Below are 18,136 nucleotides of genomic sequence, written 5' to 3' on the forward strand. Positions count from 1 at the left end.
GGATCAGCCGTCGAGGCTCTTGCTCACCTGTTCGCGCGTGTCCTTCGAAAGATCCGGCGCGGCGGCGATCCGTTCCAGTTCGGCGCGCATCAGGGCGGCGCGGCCCGGCTCGATCTTGCGCCAGCGGCCCAGCGCCGGGATGAAGCGCGCCGCCGTCTGCGCGTTGATCGGGTCGAGCGCCAGCACGAGGTCGGCGATCATGCGATAGCCGCGCCCGCTCTCGTCGTGGAACGCCGCGATGTTGCCCGCCATCGTCATGTAGAGGCTGCGCACCCGGTTCGGGTTCTTGATGGTGAAGTCGGGGTGCCTTGCCAGCGCCTCCACCGTGTCGAGCACCTTGGGGTCGAGCGAACCGGCCTGCAGTCCGAACCACTTGTCGATGACCAGCGCGTTGCCGGCGAAGCGGGCGTGGAAATCGGCGAGCAGTTCGCTGCGCGCCGGGCTGTCGATCCCGGCCAGCACCATCAGCGCGCCCTGCCGGTCGGTCATGTTGGTGGCGGCGCGGTACTGCGCCTCGGCCCGGGCGGCGGCCTCCTTCGGATCGGCGGCGGCGAGCAAGACGAGCGCCTGCGTCTTTACCTTGCGCGCGCCGCGGGCGGCGGCATCGAGGCCGTAGGGGATGGCCGAGGCCCGGTCGTGGAGCGCGATGAGCGGCGCGCGCAGTCGCGTGCCGATATGCGCCTTGAGCCGTTCGCGCGTGCGGTGGAGCGCCACCGGGTCGGCGGGCGCGGCCAGTTCGAGCAGAAAGGTGATGGTCGGCAGCATCAGCAGTTCGCCGCGCATCAGGTCGTCGATGCCCGGATCGGCGAGCACCGCGCCCACCGCATCGACGATCGCGCCGCGCCGCGCCTCGTCGGGCCCGTGCTCGATTGCGCCGAGCAGTTCGCGGGTGACCAGCTGCTGCAGTGCCTCGTACCGGGCGAAGGCGTCGTCGTCGTGGGCGGCGAGGAAGATCAGGTCGTCGTCGTGGCTCTCCGCCTCGAGCTGGATCGGCGCGGTGAAGCCGCGGTTCACGCTGATCGCGGGCGGGCGGGCAAAGCCGTCGAAGGTGAAGCTGGCCTTGTCCTTGTCGATCACCAGCAGCCGTTCGCCGCCATGGCGGGCGCTGTCGCGGTCGAACAGCGCGACCTTCAGCGGGATCGGCATCGGTTTCTTCACCGGCTGGCCGGGGGTGGCGGGCACCTTCTGTTCGAAATGCAGCGTTACCGCGCCCTTCGACTGGTCGAATTCGCTGCGCATCAAGACCTTGGGCGTGCCGGCCTGTTCGTACCACAGGCGGAACTGCGCGAGGTCCAGGCCCGCGCCGTCCTCCATCGCCCGGATGAAGTCCTCGCAGGTCGCCGCCTCGCCGTCGTGACGGTCGAAGTAGAGGTCGGTGCCCTTGCGGAAGCGTTCCGGCCCGGCGAGCGTGTGCATCATGCGGATGACTTCCGCGCCCTTGTTGTAGACGGTCGCGGTGTAGAAGTTGCTGATTTCCTGATACGAATCGGGCCGGATCGGGTGGGCCAGCGGGCCGGAATCCTCGGGGAACTGGGCGGCGCGCAGGATGCGCACGTCCTCGATCCGCTTGACCGGTTCCGACCCCATGTCGGCGCTGAACATCTGGTCGCGCAGGACGGTGAAGCCCTCCTTCAGCGAAAGCTGGAACCAGTCGCGGCACGTGACCCGGTTGCCCGACCAGTTGTGGAAGTATTCGTGGCCGACCACGCCCTCCACTCCGTCGTAGTCGCCATCGGTCGCGGTTTCCGGGTCGGCCAGCACGTAGCGGGTGTTGAAGATGTTGAGACCCTTGTTCTCCATCGCGCCCATGTTGAAGTCGGACACGGCGACGATGTTGAACTGGTCGAGATCGTATTCGCGGCCGAACACTTCCTCGTCCCACTTCATCGAGGCGATGAGGCTGCGCATCGCGTGACCGGTCCTCTCAAGGTCGCCCTCGCGCACCCAGACGGCCAGGTCGACCTTGCGCCCCGACATCGTGGTGAAGGTGTCGCGGTTGGCGACGAGCTGGCCTGCGACCAGCGCGAAGAGATAGCTCGGCTTGGGCCAGGGATCGTCCCACAGCGCCCAGTGGCGGCCGGCCTCTCCCTTGCCGGTTTCGACGAGGTTGCCGTTCGACAGCAGCACCGGGAACGTCGCCGCGTCCCCTTCCATCCGCACGGTGTACTTCGACAGCACGTCGGGCCGGTCGGGGAAGAAGGTGATGCGGCGAAAGCCCTCCGCCTCGCACTGGGTGCAGAGCATCCCGCCCGAGGCGTAGAGGCCCATCAGCTGGCTGTTGGTGGCGGGGTGAAGCTGCGTCTCGATGGTGACGACGTGCGATGCGCCGGGCAAGGGAAGCAGCAGGTTGGACCCGCTCATCGACCAGCCCTCCGCCTCCGCACCGTCGACCAGCAGGCGCATGACGGCGAGGTTGTCGCCGCACAGGTGCAGCGTCTGGTCGCCGTCGCCGTCGGGGTTGCGTCTTACCGTCAGCGTCGCGACGCAGCGGGTGAGTTCGAGGCCGAGATCGAAGTCCAGCCGGATTTCCGGCACCAGCCACGACGGCGGGGTGTAGTTCTTGCGGAAGATTGTGGCGGGGTCGTGCGGCTCGAAGGCGGCATCCGCCATTTCGGGGTTGCCGGACGGGTTCGACGGGGTGCTTGCAATATCCATGCGACGATAGATGCGCCTTGCGCGGCGATAGGCAACCCCGTTTCGACCCCTTGCCCACCGCGCCCGGCAAAAAGCGTGGCGCAAGGGCTGTCGTTCGGGCTAGGCCGCGGGTCATGCGGATGTTCGTCTTCGGAATGGGCTATACGGCCAAGGTCATCGCGGCGCGGCTGGCGGGCGAGGGATGGGTGGTCACCGGCACGGGCCGGGACGGCGATGTCGACTTCGCCGATGCGGACGCGGTCGCTTTCGCGCTTTCCGGGGCGGACGCGGTGCTGAGCTCGGTGCCGCCCGCGCGCGACGGCGGGGAGCCGGTACTCGACCTCTACGGCGAGGCGTTGGCCCGGTTCGGAGGCTGGCTCGGTTACCTGTCGTCCACCGGCGTCTACGGCGATGCGGGCGGGGCGTGGGTGGACGAAAGCGCGCCGGTCGGGATCGGGCGGCGCAACGCGCGGACCGAGGCGGACTTGCGCTGGCTGGCACTGGGCGCGCGGGTGATGCGCCTGCCCGGCATCTACGGTCCGACACGATCGGCGCTGGACCGGGTGCGCGAGGGGCGGGCCCACCGGCTCGACATTCCGGGGCAGGTCTTCAGCCGCGTCCATGTCGACGACATCGCGCAAGGCGTGGCGCTGGCGCTCGACGCACCGGCGGGTGCCTACAACCTGGCCGACGACCTGCCGTGCAGCCAGAACGCGGTGATCGAAGAGGCCTGCCGGATGCTCGGCGCGCCGGTCCCGCCCCTGCAGACGATGGACGAGGCCGACCTGTCGCCGATGGCGCGCGGCTTCTATGCCGAGAACCGGCGCGTCGCCAACGGCAAGGCGAAGCGGGTGCTGGGGTGGCGGCCCCGATATCCGACTTATCGCGAAGGGCTAGTGGCGTGCCTTCAGCGCGAGAACGAGGCCGGCTGACGCCAGCACCGCGCCGCCGATGGTGAGCGGGGTCCAGACGAACCCTTCGAACAGGGTGGACAGCAGCATCGCCAGGATCGGCGTTGCCACCCCGATATAGGCCGCGCGTCCCGCGCCCATGTTGCGAATCAGGGTGAAGTAGAGCGGGAAGGTGATGACCGATCCGGCGATGCCGAGATAGGCGATGCCCGCGAGGTAGCCGGGGCGCGGGTCCCAGATCGGTGGCCCGTCGATCGCGAGCGCCACCGCCACGTTGATGGCAAGGCCGGCGAGCATCGAGAAGAACAGCAGCGGCAGGAAGGGCTCGCGGTGCACCCGCTCGCTCGCCTGCGTCACGTTGGCGACCGAGGCGCTGAGCGTAGCGAGCACCGCCAGCAGCACGCCCTGCATGATGTCGGTGCCGCCGCCGCTGGCCCGGTATTCCGCCGAAAGCAGCATGCCGACGCCGACGACCGCCACCGCCGATCCGGCAACGAAGCCGCGCGACACCCGCTCGCCCAGCGCGAACCAGGCGAGGATCGAGTTCGGGATCAGGATCAGCGCGAAGAACAGCGCGACGATGCCCGAAGTGATGTGCGTCTCGGCGCGGTAGACGAACTGGAAGTTCAACGTGAACTGCGTCAGCCCGACGAGCAGGATCACCGGCCAGGCGCGCGAGGAAACGCGCAATCGCTCGCCGCGCACCTTGACCAGCACTAACATCGCCGCCGCCGCGACGGCGAAGCGGTAGACGATCGACCAGCTCGGCGGGACGTCGCTGATCTGGTCCTTGATGACCAGCCAGGTCGAACCCCAGATCAGCGCGACGAGGGTGAAGGGCACGAAGGCGCGCGGATCGGCGAACGACAGGCGGGTGCGCTGCGGTGCGGGGGCGGCCGCCTCGGGCACCGCTTCGGGCGCAGCGGGGGCGTCGTGGTGGGCGGTCACAGGGTTACGGGGCCGGTCACAGGGCGGCGATCGCGGCGGCGAGCCGGGCCGCGTGGCCTGCGTCCGCGTTCCACGCGGTGACGAAGCGGGCCGCGTCGGCGCCCCAGTCGTAGAAGCCGAAGCCCTGTTCGCGCAGCGCCTCGCGCTCGGCCGGCGAAAGGCGAACGAAGACCTCGTTCGCCTGGCAGGGATAGAGCAGGCGGGCGCCCGCGCCCTCGGCAATCGTGGCGGCGGCGGCGTTGGCGTGGCGCGCGTTGGCGAGCCAGACGTCGCCCTCGATCATCGCGAGAAGCTGGGCGGCGAGGTAGCGGCCCTTGGACTGCAACTGCCCGGCGCGCTTGTGGCGGCGCTTCGCTTCGGCTGCGCGGGCGGGGTCGAAGAAGACGAGCGCTTCTGCCCCCATGCCGCCGTTCTTGATCATGCCGAACGACAGCGTGTCGATGTCGTGCGCCGGCCCGGCCTCGGCCGGCGTGCAGCCGAGATGGGCGACGGCGTTGGCGAAACGCGCTCCGTCCATGTGGAACGCCAGCCCCTTGCCGCGGACGTAGTCGGCCAGCACGGCCAGTTCGCCGGGCGCATAGACGCAGCCCTGCTCCGTCGCCTGGGTGATGGCGACGGCATGCGGTTGCACCCGGTGGACGTCGTCGCGGATCGGGTCGATCACCGCGGCGATGCTCTCGGGCGTCAGCTTGGCGTGCGGGCCGTGCGCCAGCATCAGCTTCGCGCCGTGGGTGTAGAATTCGGGCGCGCCCGCCTCGTCCTGTTCGATGTGCGCGTCGTCGTGGCAGACGATCCCGCCATAGGGCGGCACCAGCGTCGCCAGCGCGAGGCAGTTGGCGGCGGTGCCGGTGCTGGTCCAGACCACCGCGCAGTCCATGCCGAACAGGTCCGAGAACGCCCGGTCGAGCGAGCGCGACAGGGCATCGCCGTCATAGGGCGCGTCGGTCGCGTCGGCGCGGCGCATCGCCTCCCACACCGCGGGATGGACCGGGGCCGCATTGTCGGACAGGAACTGCATGGCGACGGGGCGTCAGCCCTCCGCCTCGCGGCTGTCCAGCTCCTTGCCGGTCAGGGTCACGACATGGAGCAGGTTGGTCGCCCCCGGCGTGCCGAAGGGAACGCCCGCCAGCACGACGATCTTGTCGCCCGCCTTGCCGAAACGGTTGCGCAGCGCCATCCGCTTGCCCTTGGCGATCATCTCCTCGAAGCTGCCGATGTCCTTGGTCTGCACCGCGTGGACGCCCCAGAGCAGCGCGCAGCGCCGCGCCGTCGTCTGCAGCGGGGTCAGCACCAGCAGCGGCACGCTCGGCCGTTCGCGCGCGACGCGCCGGGCGCTGCTGCCCGATGCGGTGAACACGGTGATCGCCGCGATGCGCAGCGTGCGCGCGATGGAGGCGCAGGCCGCGGCGAGCGCGTCCGAAGTCGTCGCATCCGGCTCCACCCCGGTCAGCATGATGCGTTCGGCATAGCCGGGATCGTTTTCGACCTGCGCGGCGATGCGGTGCATGATCGTCACCGCTTCCTGCGGCCACTGGCCCGCGGCGGTTTCGGCGCTGAGCATCACCGCGTCGGCCCCGTCGTAGACCGCGTTGGCGACGTCGGAGACCTCGGCGCGGGTCGGCGCCGGGCTCTCGATCATCGATTCGAGCATCTGGGTCGCGACGACGACCGGCTTGCCCGCCGCGCGCGCCTGCTGGACGATGCGCTTCTGCAGCGGGGGCACTTCCTCTGGGTTCAGTTCGACGCCGAGATCGCCGCGCGCGACCATGATGCCGTCGGACAGTTCGAGGATGCCGTCGAGATGGCGCACCGCCAGCGGCTTTTCGATCTTGGCCATCAGCGCGCCGTGGCCGCCCATCAACCGGCGAGCCTCGGCGACGTCCTCGGCCCGCTGCACGAAGGAGAGCGCGATCCAGTCGGCCTTGTGCTGGACGGCGAAGGCGAGGTCGCGGCGGTCCTTTTCGGTCAGCGCGGGGATCGGGATCTCGGCATCGGGCACGTTGACGCCCTTGCGGTCGGAGATGACGCCGCCGACTTCGGCGCTGCAGAAGATCCGGTCGGCATCCGCCTCGATCACCCGCAGGCGGATCTTGCCGTCGTCGACCAGCAGGCGCTGGCCCTTTTTCAGCAGGCCGAACAGTTCGGGATGGGGCAGCTGGACCCGGTTCTCGTCGCCCGGCTCGTCGCTGCGATCCAGCGTGAAGTGGCGGCCGTGCGGGATCACCGCCTTGCCGTCGCGGAACTTGCCGACGCGCAGCTTCGGTCCCTGCAGGTCGCACAGGATGCCGATGGGCCGCCCGGTCTTGGCCTCCAGCTTGCGGATCGTCGCGATCGTTTCGGCGTGGGTGTCGTGCTCGCCGTGGCTCATGTTGACGCGAAAGGCATCGGCGCCGGACTTGATCAGCCGCTCGATCATGTCGGGATCGCGGCTGGCGGGGCCCAGGGTAGCGAGAATCTTGACCTTGCGGCCACGGGGGTCGAACTTGTTCACGGGTGCGCTTACCTGTCGAGGGAGGGGCTTTTGCCTGGTTTCGTCAGCAACGGCCTATTGTCTGGCTAGCCGCTAGGCAACCATCATGACCACGCCATGACCGGAGAAAACGACTTGTCCTGCGATTCCGACCTGCCGACCGCCCCGAACGACGCGCTCGACGCGCTGCCCGACGCTGTCGCGGCGGCGGCCTTCCGCCGGCTGGTGCGCCATCTGCGCCACCGCCACGATGCCCAGAACATCGACCTGATGGGGCTGGCCGGGTTCTGCCGCAACTGCCTTGCCGACTGGATTCGCGACGCCGGGTACGATGGCGACCGGGACGCGGCCCGCGCGGTGATCCACGGCATGGCGATGGACGAATGGAAGGCCCGGTACCAGACCGCCGCCACCCCGGAACAGATCGAGCGGATGGAACAAAGCCTGAAGAAGAACGCGGTCTGACCCCGCATCGGGCGGGCCGGTGGAAATCGCCGCGCCGCCCTTCACCGCCGGGGCCGGTGCGGCTATCAGCGCCGTCACGCGATTCTTCGCGCAGGGTCGCCGCCGGCGGACCCGCGCCTCATCCCAATCGGAAGGTTTTTGACATGGAAGACGAAGTCACCACCATCGGCGGTGCCGACCAGGCCATGGGCGTGAACAACGTCACGGCCGACGAACTGCGCCTGCTGATCGAGCGGGCCGAGCGGCTGGAAGAAGAGAAGAAGGGCATCGCCGAGGACATCAAGGACGTCTTCGCCGAAGCCAAGGCCCGCGGCTTCGACGTGAAGGCGATGCGCAAGATCATGCGCATCCGCAAGCAGAAGAAGGAAGATTTCGAGCACGAGGAAGCGGTGCTCGAAACCTACATGGCCGCGCTCGGCATGATCTGATCCGGCAGGCGGGCGGGGCGCGGCACGGCCGCGCCCCGCCCGCCGCTAAAGGACGCGCACCACGATCGAGGTGAAGTTGTCCGGGGCGCCCCGTTCGAGGATCGTGTTGCTCATCGCGCGGTGCGCCTGCTTGGCGTTGCGCGTTGTCAGGAAGGCGAGGATCTCGGCCTCGGTCAGCACCTTGGTCACGCCGTCGCTGGCCAGCATGAACAGGTCGCCGGGCTGCACCTCGCCCGACTTGCTGTCGATCACCAGTTCCTTGTCCGCGCCCACCGCGCGGGTGATGACGTTCGAATCGGGGTGCGTCTCCGCCTCGGCCGGGTCGATCAGTTCGGCGTCGATCAGGTCCTGCACCAGGCTGTGGTCGCGCGTCAGGCGCGAAATCTCGCCGCCGCGGACCAGGAGGATGCGGCTGTCGCCGACCCAGAACACGACGTAGCGCCCGCTGGCGATGACCAGCCCGACGACGGTGGTGCCGATGGTGCGCGGCTTGATCCCGTCCTTGGCCAGTTCGACCAGTTCCACCTGCACCTTCTGGATCGCGGCCATCGCCGCCTCTGCCGTGCGGCGCGGATCGGGGCCCACTGGCACCGTCCTCAGCGCATCGACGACCATCGCGCTGGCCACTTCGCCCGCATCGTGCCCGCCCATCCCGTCGGCGACGATCCAGAAGCCGTCGCCTGTCCTGTCCAAATAACTGTCTTCGTTGACTTTTCGACGAAGTCCGACGTTCGTCATGGTGGCGGTGAGAAACTGTGGGCTCATAACTGGCCGATCACCTGCCTTTGCGGGTTGAATAGAGGCACAATTCCGTGCGATTTGAAGTTAACGTATCGCTCCGGGGGGCTTTCGGCAATGAGCAAGGCATACTCGACTAAGGCTCTGCCACCGGGCACTGTCCTGCGCGAATGGCGGCTCGAGGAAGTTCTCGGCGTCGGCGGCTTCGGCATCGTCTACAAGGGCCGCGGCATTTATTTCGACGAACTGGTTGCGATCAAGGAATACTTTCCGTCTTCGATCAGCGAGCGTGACCAGGACGACACCGTCGTTCCGGTCGATTCCAACGCCGAGGAAGTCCACGCGCTCGGCCTCAAGAAATTCGTGGAGGAGGCCAAGCTCCTCTGGAACCTATCGACCCCCACTCGCCATCCGCACATCGTGTCGGTGCGTTCGCTGTTCGAGATCCACGGCACCGCCTACATGGTCATGGATTTCGAGGACGGGACCCCGCTCTCGCGCCTGCTGAAACAGGGCACCCGCTTCAACCAGGCTAGCCTCGCCAGGATCATCCTGCCCATCGCCGAAGGGCTGGACCGTGCCCACCGCGTCGGCGTGCTTCACCGCGACATCAAACCGCCGAACATCATGGTGGGCGACGATGACAAGGCGGTGCTGATCGACTTCGGCTCGGCGCGCTTCGAATCGGGAGAGGCGACGAGCACCAAGGTCACCTTCCACACCCCGCCCTATGCCGCGATCGAGCAGTACGTGCGCACTTACGAGCAGGGGCCGTGGACCGACATCTACGCGCTCGGCGTCGTGCTCTACGAATGCGTCACCGGCGAAAAGCCGCCCGAGGTGCTCGAACGGCTGCACGGCGGGCTGGGCAAGCCGCTGGCCGAGGGCAACTGGCCGGGCTTTTCCAAGAGCTTCCTCAAGGCCATAGACGCGGCGATGACCATCCGGCCCGACGAACGGCCGCAAAGCATCGCGCAGTGGCTCGCCATGTTCGAAGGCAACGACATCACCGTGGCCGAGCCGATGCTCGACGACGACGATGACGATCGCACCCGCATCGCGGTGTTCGACAAGGAATCGAAGACCATCGTGCCCGTCGCGCCGATCGCCGAGGGGTTCGGCGCGGGCAGCATCGCCACCGGCGTGCCCGAATCGCCCGATCAGGCAAAGTTCGTGAAGCCGGCCGAACCGACGCCGACGCCCGCGCCCGATCCGGCGGTGCTGGCCAAGGCCAGGGCCGCGGCACCCCCGGCGGACGTCGCGAATCCGGAGACCGACGACAAGGCCGCACCGCTCGCGGCGGCTGCCGTGGCCGGCGGGGCAGGCGCTGCGGCGCTGGCCGCCAACGGCGCGAAGGCGGCGACGGCGGACGAGCCTGCCGCGAAGCACGCCGACAAGGCCGACGGCAAGGAGGGGGGCAAGCCCCCGGCCAAGCCCGAAGCCCGGCGCGACGCCGCGCCGGCAGAGCCGCAGAAGAGCGAGGGCCTGGGCAAGATCTTCGTCGCGGTCGGGGCGGTTGCGGCGATCCTGGGCGTGGCCGGCTACATGATGGTCTCGGGCCAGTCCGAAAAGAGCCCGATGCCCGGTTCGCCCATCGCCGTCGCCTCGGCCCCGGCCGACGTTTCCGAATACCCGGCGATGTTCGCGGCGCTGCTGCAGGCGGCGACCAATGCCGGGCTGGACGAGAATACGACCAAGGCGCTGGCGGTGGAGGACGGGGACGTCACATCCGAGGCCGACGCCGTCACGCGGCTGAAGGCGTTGGGCACCGCGGTGCGCGCCGCCGCGGAGAAACGGGCAAGCGGCGTGGCCGCCGACCTGCCTTGGGCCGATGTCGGCAACCCCCGCTCTGCCGCGAAGGAAGGGCCGGCGCGGCAGACGGCTGCCAACAACCTCAAGTCCGGGCTGACCGACTTGCGCGAAAAAGGCGTGATCCTGGCCGAGGCGCAGGGGATCGAGGCGACGCTGCAGGCGGTGAACGACCAGCTCGCCGCGTTCAGCACGTTCCGCACGCTGGCCGCCGCCGCCTATCGCGCCAAGGGCGACAAGGACACCGCCCTTGCCGCCGCCGCGCCGACGCCCGGCACCGTGCAGGCCAGCAGCGCGGCAAGCAGCGCCCCAGCGGCATCGCAGGCCGCGCCCGAACCCTCGGTCGCCGCTGCCCCGGCGGACGATGGCGGGGTCACCGCGGCCACGCGGCGCAACTTCGCCAAGGCGATCGGCGACGCGCGCGACATCGCGCGGCAAGTCACGCGGCTCGCCGAAGGGCGGAAGCCCGGATCGGGCGCCAGCGAAGAGGACCAGGAAAACTACCGCATCCGGCAGGCCAGCGCGCAGAGCGCGAAGAGCTACGTTTCCTATCTCGACACGCTGGAGGCGTCGATGCGCGGCACCACCAGCGAGGCGGAAGCGAAGAACTCGGTGGTGAAGGCGTCGCAGACCAAGGCCTATCTCCAGGCGCTGCTCAACCGCTCGCGGGCGGCCAGCTGACGGGCGATGCCGCTTACCGAGATGCTCGTCGGCCTCGCCGCGGCCTGTCTCGCCGTGACGATCAGCATCGAGATGCACTTTTTCGGGTTGCGCTGGCTGGCCTGGGCGGTTCAGCACCGGGTGCCGAAACTGCCACGGCCGATGTTCGTGGTGCTCGCCACCATCTTCGCGCTGCATCTGGCCGAAGTGCTCGTCTTCGCGACCCTGCTGGCGTTGATCGAGGTGGCGGGATACGGCGGGCTGGCCGGCGCCACGTATGGCGGCGCGGGCTGGTTCGTCGACCATTTCTACTTCTCGATCGCGGCCTATACCACCCTGGGCCTGGGCGACATCGTGCCCCACGGCGCGATCCGCATGGTCACCGGGATCGAGGCGCTGGCCGGCCTCGTGCTGGTGACGTGGAGCGCGTCGTTCACCTACCTGATGATGGAACGGCTCTGGGCCGACCGGCTGCCCCCCCGGACCGACGAGACCGAGGAATGAGCGTCTAGCCCGGCACCTGCAGCGAGCGTTCGCGATAGGCGAGCGACCATTCGTTGAGGTCGGACAGCATGATTTCCGCGGTGTTGCGCAGTTCCGCGGTCAGTTCGTCCAGCTCGCTGATGCCTTCCAGCCGCGCTTCGTTCACGGCGAGCGCGCGCACCGTGTTGTGCGACCGGCTGGCGGTGACGAGATGCTCGCCATGGCCGCGAAGGCCGAACGCGGCGGCGCTGAGCGCGGGAAAACCGGCGGTGACGAAGATGAAGGGCGCGGTCAGCGCCTTGATCCATTCGTGCCGGGCGAAATAGATGACGATGTAGAGCGTGCAGGCCGCGATCACTGCGCCGACGAGAAAGTTGCCGACCTCGTGCAGCTTGTGATCGATCTTGTGCATCCGCTCCGCGTTCACCTTGTGATAGGCGGCCTGCGGGCGGACCTGTTCCTCGAGCACGTCTTCGGCAAGGCGGCGCACCGTCTCTTCGGTCATGGTGCCGACCGGGGCTTCCATCTCGCGCCAGATCGCGGTGGCGTACCAGCGGGTCCAGTCCGGATTTTCGTGATGGCGCGCGGCGACCTCCGCGAAATCGGCGCGGAACGGCGGGCCGGCAAGCCCGGTGCGCTTGAGGTAGATCAGCGGCCGCAGCGATTCGGCGAGATGGCGGTATTGCAGCCACTTGCGATGCCATTCGCCGCGCCCGCCGATGTGGGTGTTGTAGAACAGCAGCCCGATGATCGAGAGTTCGAGCATGACGAGATAGATCTTGATCGTCGGCACGATCAGCCCGGTCAGCGCGACGATGACCGCCAGCGCGGCGAGCGCGTAGTTCGTGACATGGCCGCTGCGGAACAGTTGGGCATAGCGGATCGCGAGGAAATTGGCCCAGTCATAGGCCTCGTCCAGCGCGCGGGTATCGAGTTCCTCGCCGTGCCGACGGCTTTCGTGGCCGTCGCTCACCCGCCCCTGGTGCCAGGGGCGCGGCGGCATCCGCTTGACCCCCAGCAGCGAGAGCATCAGCGGGTATTCGATGCGCCAGTTGGTCTGGATCTCGCGCTCTGCGAAATATTCGGCAAGCTGCTCGTGCTCGACCTCGCTGTGCGGGCAGAGCGTCCGCCTGACGAGGCGGGCATAGTCCGACGGCGCGTCGATCGGCTCCACGACCGGGTCGATCATCTCGCCGCCGACGAGCAGGCGCGACGGGCCGACGGTGCCGGCGGCGCAGTCGACCGGGATGTGCAGCACCGGCACGCCCGCCATCATCGCCATCTCGACGACGTGGGCGGTGCCTCCGCGCCCGCGGCCCTCGCCCCCGTCCCACACCGCGACGAGGATGTCGGAGGCCGAGATGATCGCCTTGCCGACGAGGACATAGGCATCATCCTCGCGCGCGCGCTTGCCGGGCAGGCAGAGCACTTCGTCGGCATTGGCGACCTGGCGCTTGAATTCGCGGTTTTCCTCGCCCAGCGCGAAGTCGCGGGTGTATTCGGCCTCGGAAAAAGGGAGGACCGCGCGCACTTCGTAATCGAGCCCGCGCGCCGCCTTGGCCGCGATCTGGTCCGCCCCGGTGGCGAGCGCGGTGTGAAAGCGCATCTGGGGCGATTGCGGCGAATAAACCGCCGGATCGGATTCGCGCAGCGCCTTCACCGCGCCGATCAACGCGCCGAGCACGGTGTCGAGCCGGTGGCGCAGGTCATCCTCGATCGAGGCGTCGAGGGCATTGCCGCGATGCCCGGTGATGCCGACATTGAGCGTCAGGCGCGGGCGCGGCGGGTGCCTGTCCGGGTGGGGCGGACGCGGCGGATCGGGCTCGGGGCGCACGCGCCGGGCACGACGGATGGCGGACGGTCTGGCAGACGCCGCGTCGACGGGGTGGGGGGCGAGCGGCGCGTCGACGTCGGTCTTCAACGCCGCGCCCTCAGTTCGCGCCGGCCGGGGCGCGGACTTCGTGGACCAGCCGGATGCCGCCCACCTGCAGGATCGAGCCTACCGGCAGAGGAGCGGTGCCGTCGACCCGCTGGTCGTCGACGAAGGTGCCGTTGGTCGAATCGAGATCGGAGACGATCACCTCGCCATCGGCAAAGGTGACTTCGCAGTGGGCGCGCGAGATGCGCGGGTCGGCCAGCACCACGTCCGCCGGGGCGGAGCGCCCGATGCGCACGCCGAGCGGGCCGATGGCAAAGGAATCCAGCCCGTTGCCGCCGCCAAGGTCCAGCATTTCCAGGACGTGCTGTTCCTGCTGCGCGAAGGGATTGTCGGCATAGGCGTAAAGCTGCGTCTGCGCGCCATCGTCGAAGTCGTCGTCATCGTCAGCGAGCGCCGGGAAGGCGGTGGTGCGGCCGCCGAAGCGGCTTTCCGCCTTTGCCGGAGACGGGGCGTCAACCGGGCCGGCAGGTGGTTCGGCGGTGATGGCGGGGGCCGGTGCGGGGGCCGGGGGGGCGGCAGATGCGGCCTTCGGTTCCGGCCCCGTCTTGTCCGGCAGGGGTTCCTTGCGACCGGCGATGCGGCTTTCGGCGACCAGGTTCTCGCTCACCAGCCGCTTCAGGTCGGCGACGAACTGGCCCCAGGCGGCATCGCCGCGATCCCCGCTCCAGTGCGACAGCTCTGCGGTGTGGGTCAGTTCGAAGATGATCGGGCGGTCGCACGCCTCGATGATGGCGGGGGCCAGCCGGCCGCGGCGATCGGCCAGCGTCGCTTCGGCGCGAACCCAGCGCGATGCGCAGGAGCGGGGCGACCACAGCACGACCACGGCCTTCGCCGCGCGCAGGTTGCGTTCGATGACTTCGTCGAAGGTCTCGCCCGAATGAAGCGCGGCATCCCACCACACCTCGAACCCTTCCTCGCCGAGGGCGTCGGCGAACATCCGCGCGATCGGGCGATCCTCGCGGCTGTAGGAAATGAAGATATCCGGCTCAGTCAACATAGACCCCTCTTGGCCGTCCGGTCTCGCGAATCATCCGACCCTGCAGATCCGCGCTAGCGTAGTCGAAATGGCCTCTTGTTAAAATCGAACGCAAACAGGCACTTGACGAATACCCGCCTTGATCCCTGCCAGTTGTAAAGCAAGACATTATTAACGGAAAGCAAGCAATTGCCGCAAGTGCGCAAGGGTCTCTGTTTGCGGACTTTCCCGATGCGGGACGAAGCCCGAACCGGACCCGGCGCGGCATGCGCGACCATTGGCCGTGTTGGCGACGGGACCGCAGTGGCGTAAGGCGGGGACATGACCCACCTCGATTCCGACCGCTCGATGAACTTCTGCCAGGCCTGCGCGGTGCGAAACCGCGCCATCTGCGGCGACCTGGAGACTGGCGAGATCGACGCGCTGAACCGCATCGGGCGGCGCCGCAAGCTGGATCCGGGCGAGCAGCTCCTGTGGGAAGGGGACGACGCGGTCCTCGTTGCCAACGTCATCGACGGGGTGCTCAAGCTGTCGAGCCAGACCGCCGACGGCAAGGAGCAGATCCTGGGCCTGGCCTATCCGTCGGACTTCCTCGGGCGCCCGTTCGGCCAGTCGACCCCCTATGGCGTGGAGGCGCTGAGCGAGGCGCACGTCTGCGTGTTCCAGCGGTCCGACTTCGACAGCTTCGCCCGCTCGCACCCGCGCCTCGAACACAAGCTGCTCGAACGCACCCTGACCGAGCTGGACCGGACGCGGCGCTGGATGGTCCTGCTGGGCCGGATGAACGCCGAACAGAAGCTGGCGGCGTTTCTCCTCGAACTGTCCGAACGCATGGCGCCGGCCACCTGCAGCACGATGCCGGGGGTGGCCGACGTCGTCGAACTGCCGTTGTCGCGCCAGCAGATCGCCGACGTCCTGGGGCTGACGATCGAGACCGTCAGCCGCCAGTTCACCCGGATGCGGAACGAGGGCGTGATCGACCTGCCCTCGCGGCGTGAGGTCACGATCCTGCGCCGCGAACTGCTGGAGGATCGCGCCGCCTGACGCGAGCGCGGCGGGCCCCGCCGCTCAGAAGCGCCAGGCGAGGCCCGCGCTGAGCACCCAGGGGTCGAGCTTGTGCCGGGTCTCGATCGCCAGCGTCGACCCGGCATACCAGCGCGCCGTGGTGTCGATGAAGTAACGCTTGGCATCGAGCGTGACGCCAAGGCCACTGTCGTTGACCGCGACATCGACGCCCGCCTGAACGGCCAGCCCCAGCTCGTCGCTCAGCGTCGTCTTCGTCACGCCCAGCGGCACCGTCGCCGCGCCGGGCTTGGCATCGATCCAGAGAAAATAGGCCGGGCCGACCCCGACATAGGGTTTCACCGGGCCCATCGGCACGTGGTACTTCACCGTCACCGTCGCCGGGATCACCTTGGCGTCGGCGACCAGTTCGGCCCCCGGCAGCCCCGTCGTCGCATCGACGTCGTGCTGCGTGATGCAGCAGATCGTTTCGACCGAGACGCTGTCGGCCAGGAAATACTCGACCGCCAGCGTCGGCACGACGTTGTCGTTGGCCCTAGTCTGGAGCGTGGCGGGCAGGCCGACAATGTCCTCGTCGACGCGGGTGATCTTGCCGTCGGGCAGGACGGCGGTGGCAAGGGCCTTGACCTGCCACCGGCCCTGGTTGCCGGCGTCCTGCGCAGAGGCGGGGGTGGTGGACAGGGCCGCGAGGGCGGCGGCGATCGCGAACTGGGTCTTCATCTTGCGTTTCCGGCGAGGCAGCGACCGCCCCGTGCGGCCAAGGATGTTGCATCGCACAACGGCCTTTCGCCGACGCCTGCCGCCCCGTCCTTGACGCAGGTCAACCCGCGCCGCGTCTCGTCCTTTGTGCCGAAAAGACAGCCCTTTTCGGCGAACTTTGCGCTGGATCAATGATCGGTTGTGCAGCGCGGCACAAGGGGGCCGGGAGAAGCACGGCGGGACGGAGATTTTCATGCAAGCCGAAGCAGCATTGGGCCGGATGGGCCTGTGGTTCGCGATCATGTTGTTGGCGATCGTGGCCTGCGCGGGCGCGGCGGATCCCGGCTTCGCGGTGCAGGCGGGCATCGTCGCCGTCATGGCGCTCGGCCTGTTCGCGGCATCGGCGGCGCGATTCGATCCGCTGGGTCACGCGCGCGGGTTCTTCCGCATGCCCGCCGGCGACAGCCGCTACGACGACGATCCCGTGCGCTCGGCAACGCTGGCCACGCTGTTCTGGGGCGCGGCGGGCTTCGTCGCGGGGCTGTTCATCGCGGCGCAGCTGGCCTGGCCGCAGCTCAATTTCGAACCCTACCTCAATTTCGGCCGGGTGCGCCCGCTGCACACCAGCGCGGTCATTTTCGCGTTCGGCGGCAATGCGCTGATCGGCACCAGCTTCTACGTCGTGCAGCGCACCTGCCGCGCGCGGCTGGCGTTTCCCGCGCTCGCCCGCTTCGTGTTCTGGGGCTACCAGGCGTTCATCGTGCTGGCCGCCTCGGGCTACCTGCTCGGCATCAGCCAGGGCAAGGAATACGCCGAACCGCAGTGGTATGCCGACTGGTGGCTGACGGTGGTCTGGATTGCCTACCTCGCCGTCTTCGTCGGTACGATCCTGCGCCGGCACGAACCGCACATCTACGTCGCCAACTGGTTCTACCTCGGCTTCATCGTCACCGTCGCGATGCTGCACGTGGTCAACAACCTCGACGTGCCGGTGTCGGTCTTCGGGTCGCAGGCCTACCCGCTGTTCGGCGGGGTGCAGGGCGCGCTGGTCCAGTGGTGGTATGGCCACAACGCGGTCGGCTTCTTCCTCACGGCCGGCTTCTTGGCGATGATGTACTACTTCGTGCCGAAGCAGGCCGAACGCCCGGTCTATTCCTACCGCCTGTCGATCATCCACTTCTGGAGCCTGATCTTCCTCTACATCTGGGCGGGTCCGCACCACCTGCTCTACACCGCGCTGCCCGACTGGGCGCAGACGCTGGGCATGGTGTTTTCGATCATGCTGTGGATGCCGAGCTGGGGCGGCATGATCAACGGGTTGATGACGCTGAACGGCGCGTGGGACAAGGTCCGCACCGACCCGATCATCCGGATGATGGTCATGGCGCTCGCCTTCTACGGGATGAGCACCTTCGAAGGGCCGATGCTCTCGATCAAGTTCTTCAACTCGCTGTCGCACTACACCGACTGGACCATCGGCCATGTCCATTCCGGCGCGCTGGGCTGGAACGGGATGATCACCTTCGCGTGCCTGTACTACCTCGTCCCGCGCCTGTGGAATCGGGGCCGGATGTACAGCCTTCGGATGATCAACTGGCATTTCTGGCTCGCGACGCTGGGCATCGTCTTCTACGCCGCCAGCATGTGGGTGGCGGGCATCACCCAGGGGCTGATGTGGCGCGAGTACGGGGCCGACGGCTACCTCGTGAACAGCTTTGCCGACACCGTCGCGGCGATCCACCCGATGTACCTGATGCGGGCGTTCGGCGGGCTGCTCTACCTTTCGGGCTTCGTCGTGATGCTGTGGAACGTGGGCCAGACGCTGGCCGGCAAGGTCCGCGAGGAAGCGCCGATGACCGAGACGCCGCACGATCCGCTTGCCGACCGTCCGATCGCGGGCGCCGCCAAGCCTGCCCCTTTGCCCGCCCACGCCGTTCCCGCCGAATGAAGGTT

At 68.4% G+C, this 18,136-nt stretch carries 15 protein-coding genes; 7 read left to right on the forward strand and 8 right to left on the reverse strand.

Going from position 1 to position 18,136, the window contains the following annotated elements; translation table 11 throughout:
- Window positions 1-3: 3 nt before the first annotated feature.
- Entirely contained in the window at window positions 4-2,655 is a 2,652-nt protein-coding gene (gene pepN / locus J2X37_RS00790) for an aminopeptidase N (RefSeq protein WP_310016697.1), read from the reverse strand.
- A 113-nt stretch (window positions 2,656-2,768) separates the two neighbouring features.
- Here pepN and J2X37_RS00795 point away from each other — a divergent pair, with 113 nt between their 5' ends.
- A complete protein-coding gene (locus J2X37_RS00795; protein ID WP_310016699.1) occupies window positions 2,769-3,566 on the forward strand; it encodes an SDR family NAD(P)-dependent oxidoreductase in 798 nt (265 codons plus the stop codon).
- On the opposite strand, the gene J2X37_RS00800 is transcribed toward J2X37_RS00795, so the two are convergent.
- Genes J2X37_RS00800 through pyk form a run of 3 tightly spaced genes read right to left on the reverse strand, consistent with a single transcriptional unit; the run spans window position 3,528 to window position 6,984 of the window.
- The gene (locus J2X37_RS00800) at window positions 3,528-4,493 is read right to left on the reverse strand and encodes a DMT family transporter (protein ID WP_310016701.1); all 966 of its coding nucleotides are present in this window, start codon (window positions 4,491-4,493) and stop codon (window positions 3,528-3,530) included. The genes J2X37_RS00795 and J2X37_RS00800 overlap by 39 nt on opposite strands.
- 16 nt (window positions 4,494-4,509) lie before the next feature.
- Window positions 4,510-5,511 (reverse strand): beta-eliminating lyase-related protein, encoded by a 1,002-nt coding sequence (locus J2X37_RS00805; RefSeq protein WP_310016703.1) that lies wholly within the window; start codon window positions 5,509-5,511, stop codon window positions 4,510-4,512.
- Between the two features lie 12 nt (window positions 5,512-5,523).
- Window positions 5,524-6,984: a pyruvate kinase gene (pyk, locus tag J2X37_RS00810; RefSeq protein ID WP_310016705.1), complete on the reverse strand. Its 1,461-nt coding sequence runs from the start codon at window positions 6,982-6,984 to the stop codon at window positions 5,524-5,526.
- Between the two features lie 96 nt (window positions 6,985-7,080).
- Between pyk and J2X37_RS00815 the strand changes: the two genes are divergently transcribed.
- Both J2X37_RS00815 and J2X37_RS00820 read left to right on the forward strand, forming a co-directional pair.
- Window positions 7,081-7,428, forward strand: coding sequence for a DUF1244 domain-containing protein (locus tag J2X37_RS00815; protein WP_310016706.1), 348 nt, complete (start codon window positions 7,081-7,083; stop codon window positions 7,426-7,428).
- A 185-nt stretch (window positions 7,429-7,613) separates the two neighbouring features.
- Window positions 7,614-7,856, forward strand: coding sequence for a DUF2312 domain-containing protein (locus tag J2X37_RS00820; RefSeq protein WP_066763566.1), 243 nt, complete (start codon window positions 7,614-7,616; stop codon window positions 7,854-7,856).
- Between the two features lie 45 nt (window positions 7,857-7,901).
- Here the strand turns inward: J2X37_RS00820 and J2X37_RS00825 are convergent, their stop codons facing one another.
- Window positions 7,902-8,621 carry a protein phosphatase 2C domain-containing protein gene (locus tag J2X37_RS00825; protein ID WP_310016708.1) on the reverse strand — a complete coding sequence of 240 codons (720 nt, stop codon included), beginning with the start codon at window positions 8,619-8,621 and terminating at the stop codon, window positions 7,902-7,904.
- A gap of 90 nt (window positions 8,622-8,711) precedes the next feature.
- Here J2X37_RS00825 and J2X37_RS00830 point away from each other — a divergent pair, with 90 nt between their 5' ends.
- Together J2X37_RS00830 and J2X37_RS00835 are read left to right on the forward strand one after the other, a co-directional pair.
- Window positions 8,712-11,084 (forward strand): serine/threonine-protein kinase, encoded by a 2,373-nt coding sequence (locus J2X37_RS00830; protein WP_310016710.1) that lies wholly within the window; start codon window positions 8,712-8,714, stop codon window positions 11,082-11,084.
- Window positions 11,085-11,090: 6 nt separating this feature from the next.
- Window positions 11,091-11,567: a potassium channel family protein gene (locus tag J2X37_RS00835; protein ID WP_310016712.1), complete on the forward strand. Its 477-nt coding sequence runs from the start codon at window positions 11,091-11,093 to the stop codon at window positions 11,565-11,567.
- Window positions 11,568-11,571: 4 nt separating this feature from the next.
- Here J2X37_RS00835 and J2X37_RS00840 read toward each other — a convergent pair whose 3' ends face one another.
- Window positions 11,572-13,467 carry a hypothetical protein gene (locus J2X37_RS00840; RefSeq protein ID WP_310016714.1) on the reverse strand — a complete coding sequence of 632 codons (1,896 nt, stop codon included), beginning with the start codon at window positions 13,465-13,467 and terminating at the stop codon, window positions 11,572-11,574.
- Window positions 13,468-13,477: 10 nt separating this feature from the next.
- Window positions 13,478-14,479, reverse strand: coding sequence for a TIR domain-containing protein (locus tag J2X37_RS00845; RefSeq protein ID WP_310016717.1), 1,002 nt, complete (start codon window positions 14,477-14,479; stop codon window positions 13,478-13,480).
- 330 nt (window positions 14,480-14,809) lie between these two features.
- Between J2X37_RS00845 and J2X37_RS00850 the strand changes: the two genes are divergently transcribed.
- Window positions 14,810-15,505 (forward strand): Crp/Fnr family transcriptional regulator, encoded by a 696-nt coding sequence (locus J2X37_RS00850; RefSeq protein ID WP_310018014.1) that lies wholly within the window; start codon window positions 14,810-14,812, stop codon window positions 15,503-15,505.
- 24 nt (window positions 15,506-15,529) lie between these two features.
- Here the strand turns inward: J2X37_RS00850 and J2X37_RS00855 are convergent, their stop codons facing one another.
- Complete coding sequence (locus J2X37_RS00855; protein ID WP_310016719.1) at window positions 15,530-16,204, reverse strand: OmpW family outer membrane protein; 675 nt, start codon at window positions 16,202-16,204, stop codon at window positions 15,530-15,532.
- Window positions 16,205-16,436: 232 nt separating this feature from the next.
- Here J2X37_RS00855 and ccoN point away from each other — a divergent pair, with 232 nt between their 5' ends.
- Window positions 16,437-18,131, forward strand: coding sequence for a cytochrome-c oxidase, cbb3-type subunit I (ccoN, locus tag J2X37_RS00860; protein ID WP_310016721.1), 1,695 nt, complete (start codon window positions 16,437-16,439; stop codon window positions 18,129-18,131).
- Window positions 18,132-18,136: the final 5 nt, after the last annotated feature.

This window comes from Croceicoccus sp. BE223, from assembly GCF_031457155.1.
Lineage (GTDB): Bacteria > Pseudomonadota > Alphaproteobacteria > Sphingomonadales > Sphingomonadaceae > Croceicoccus.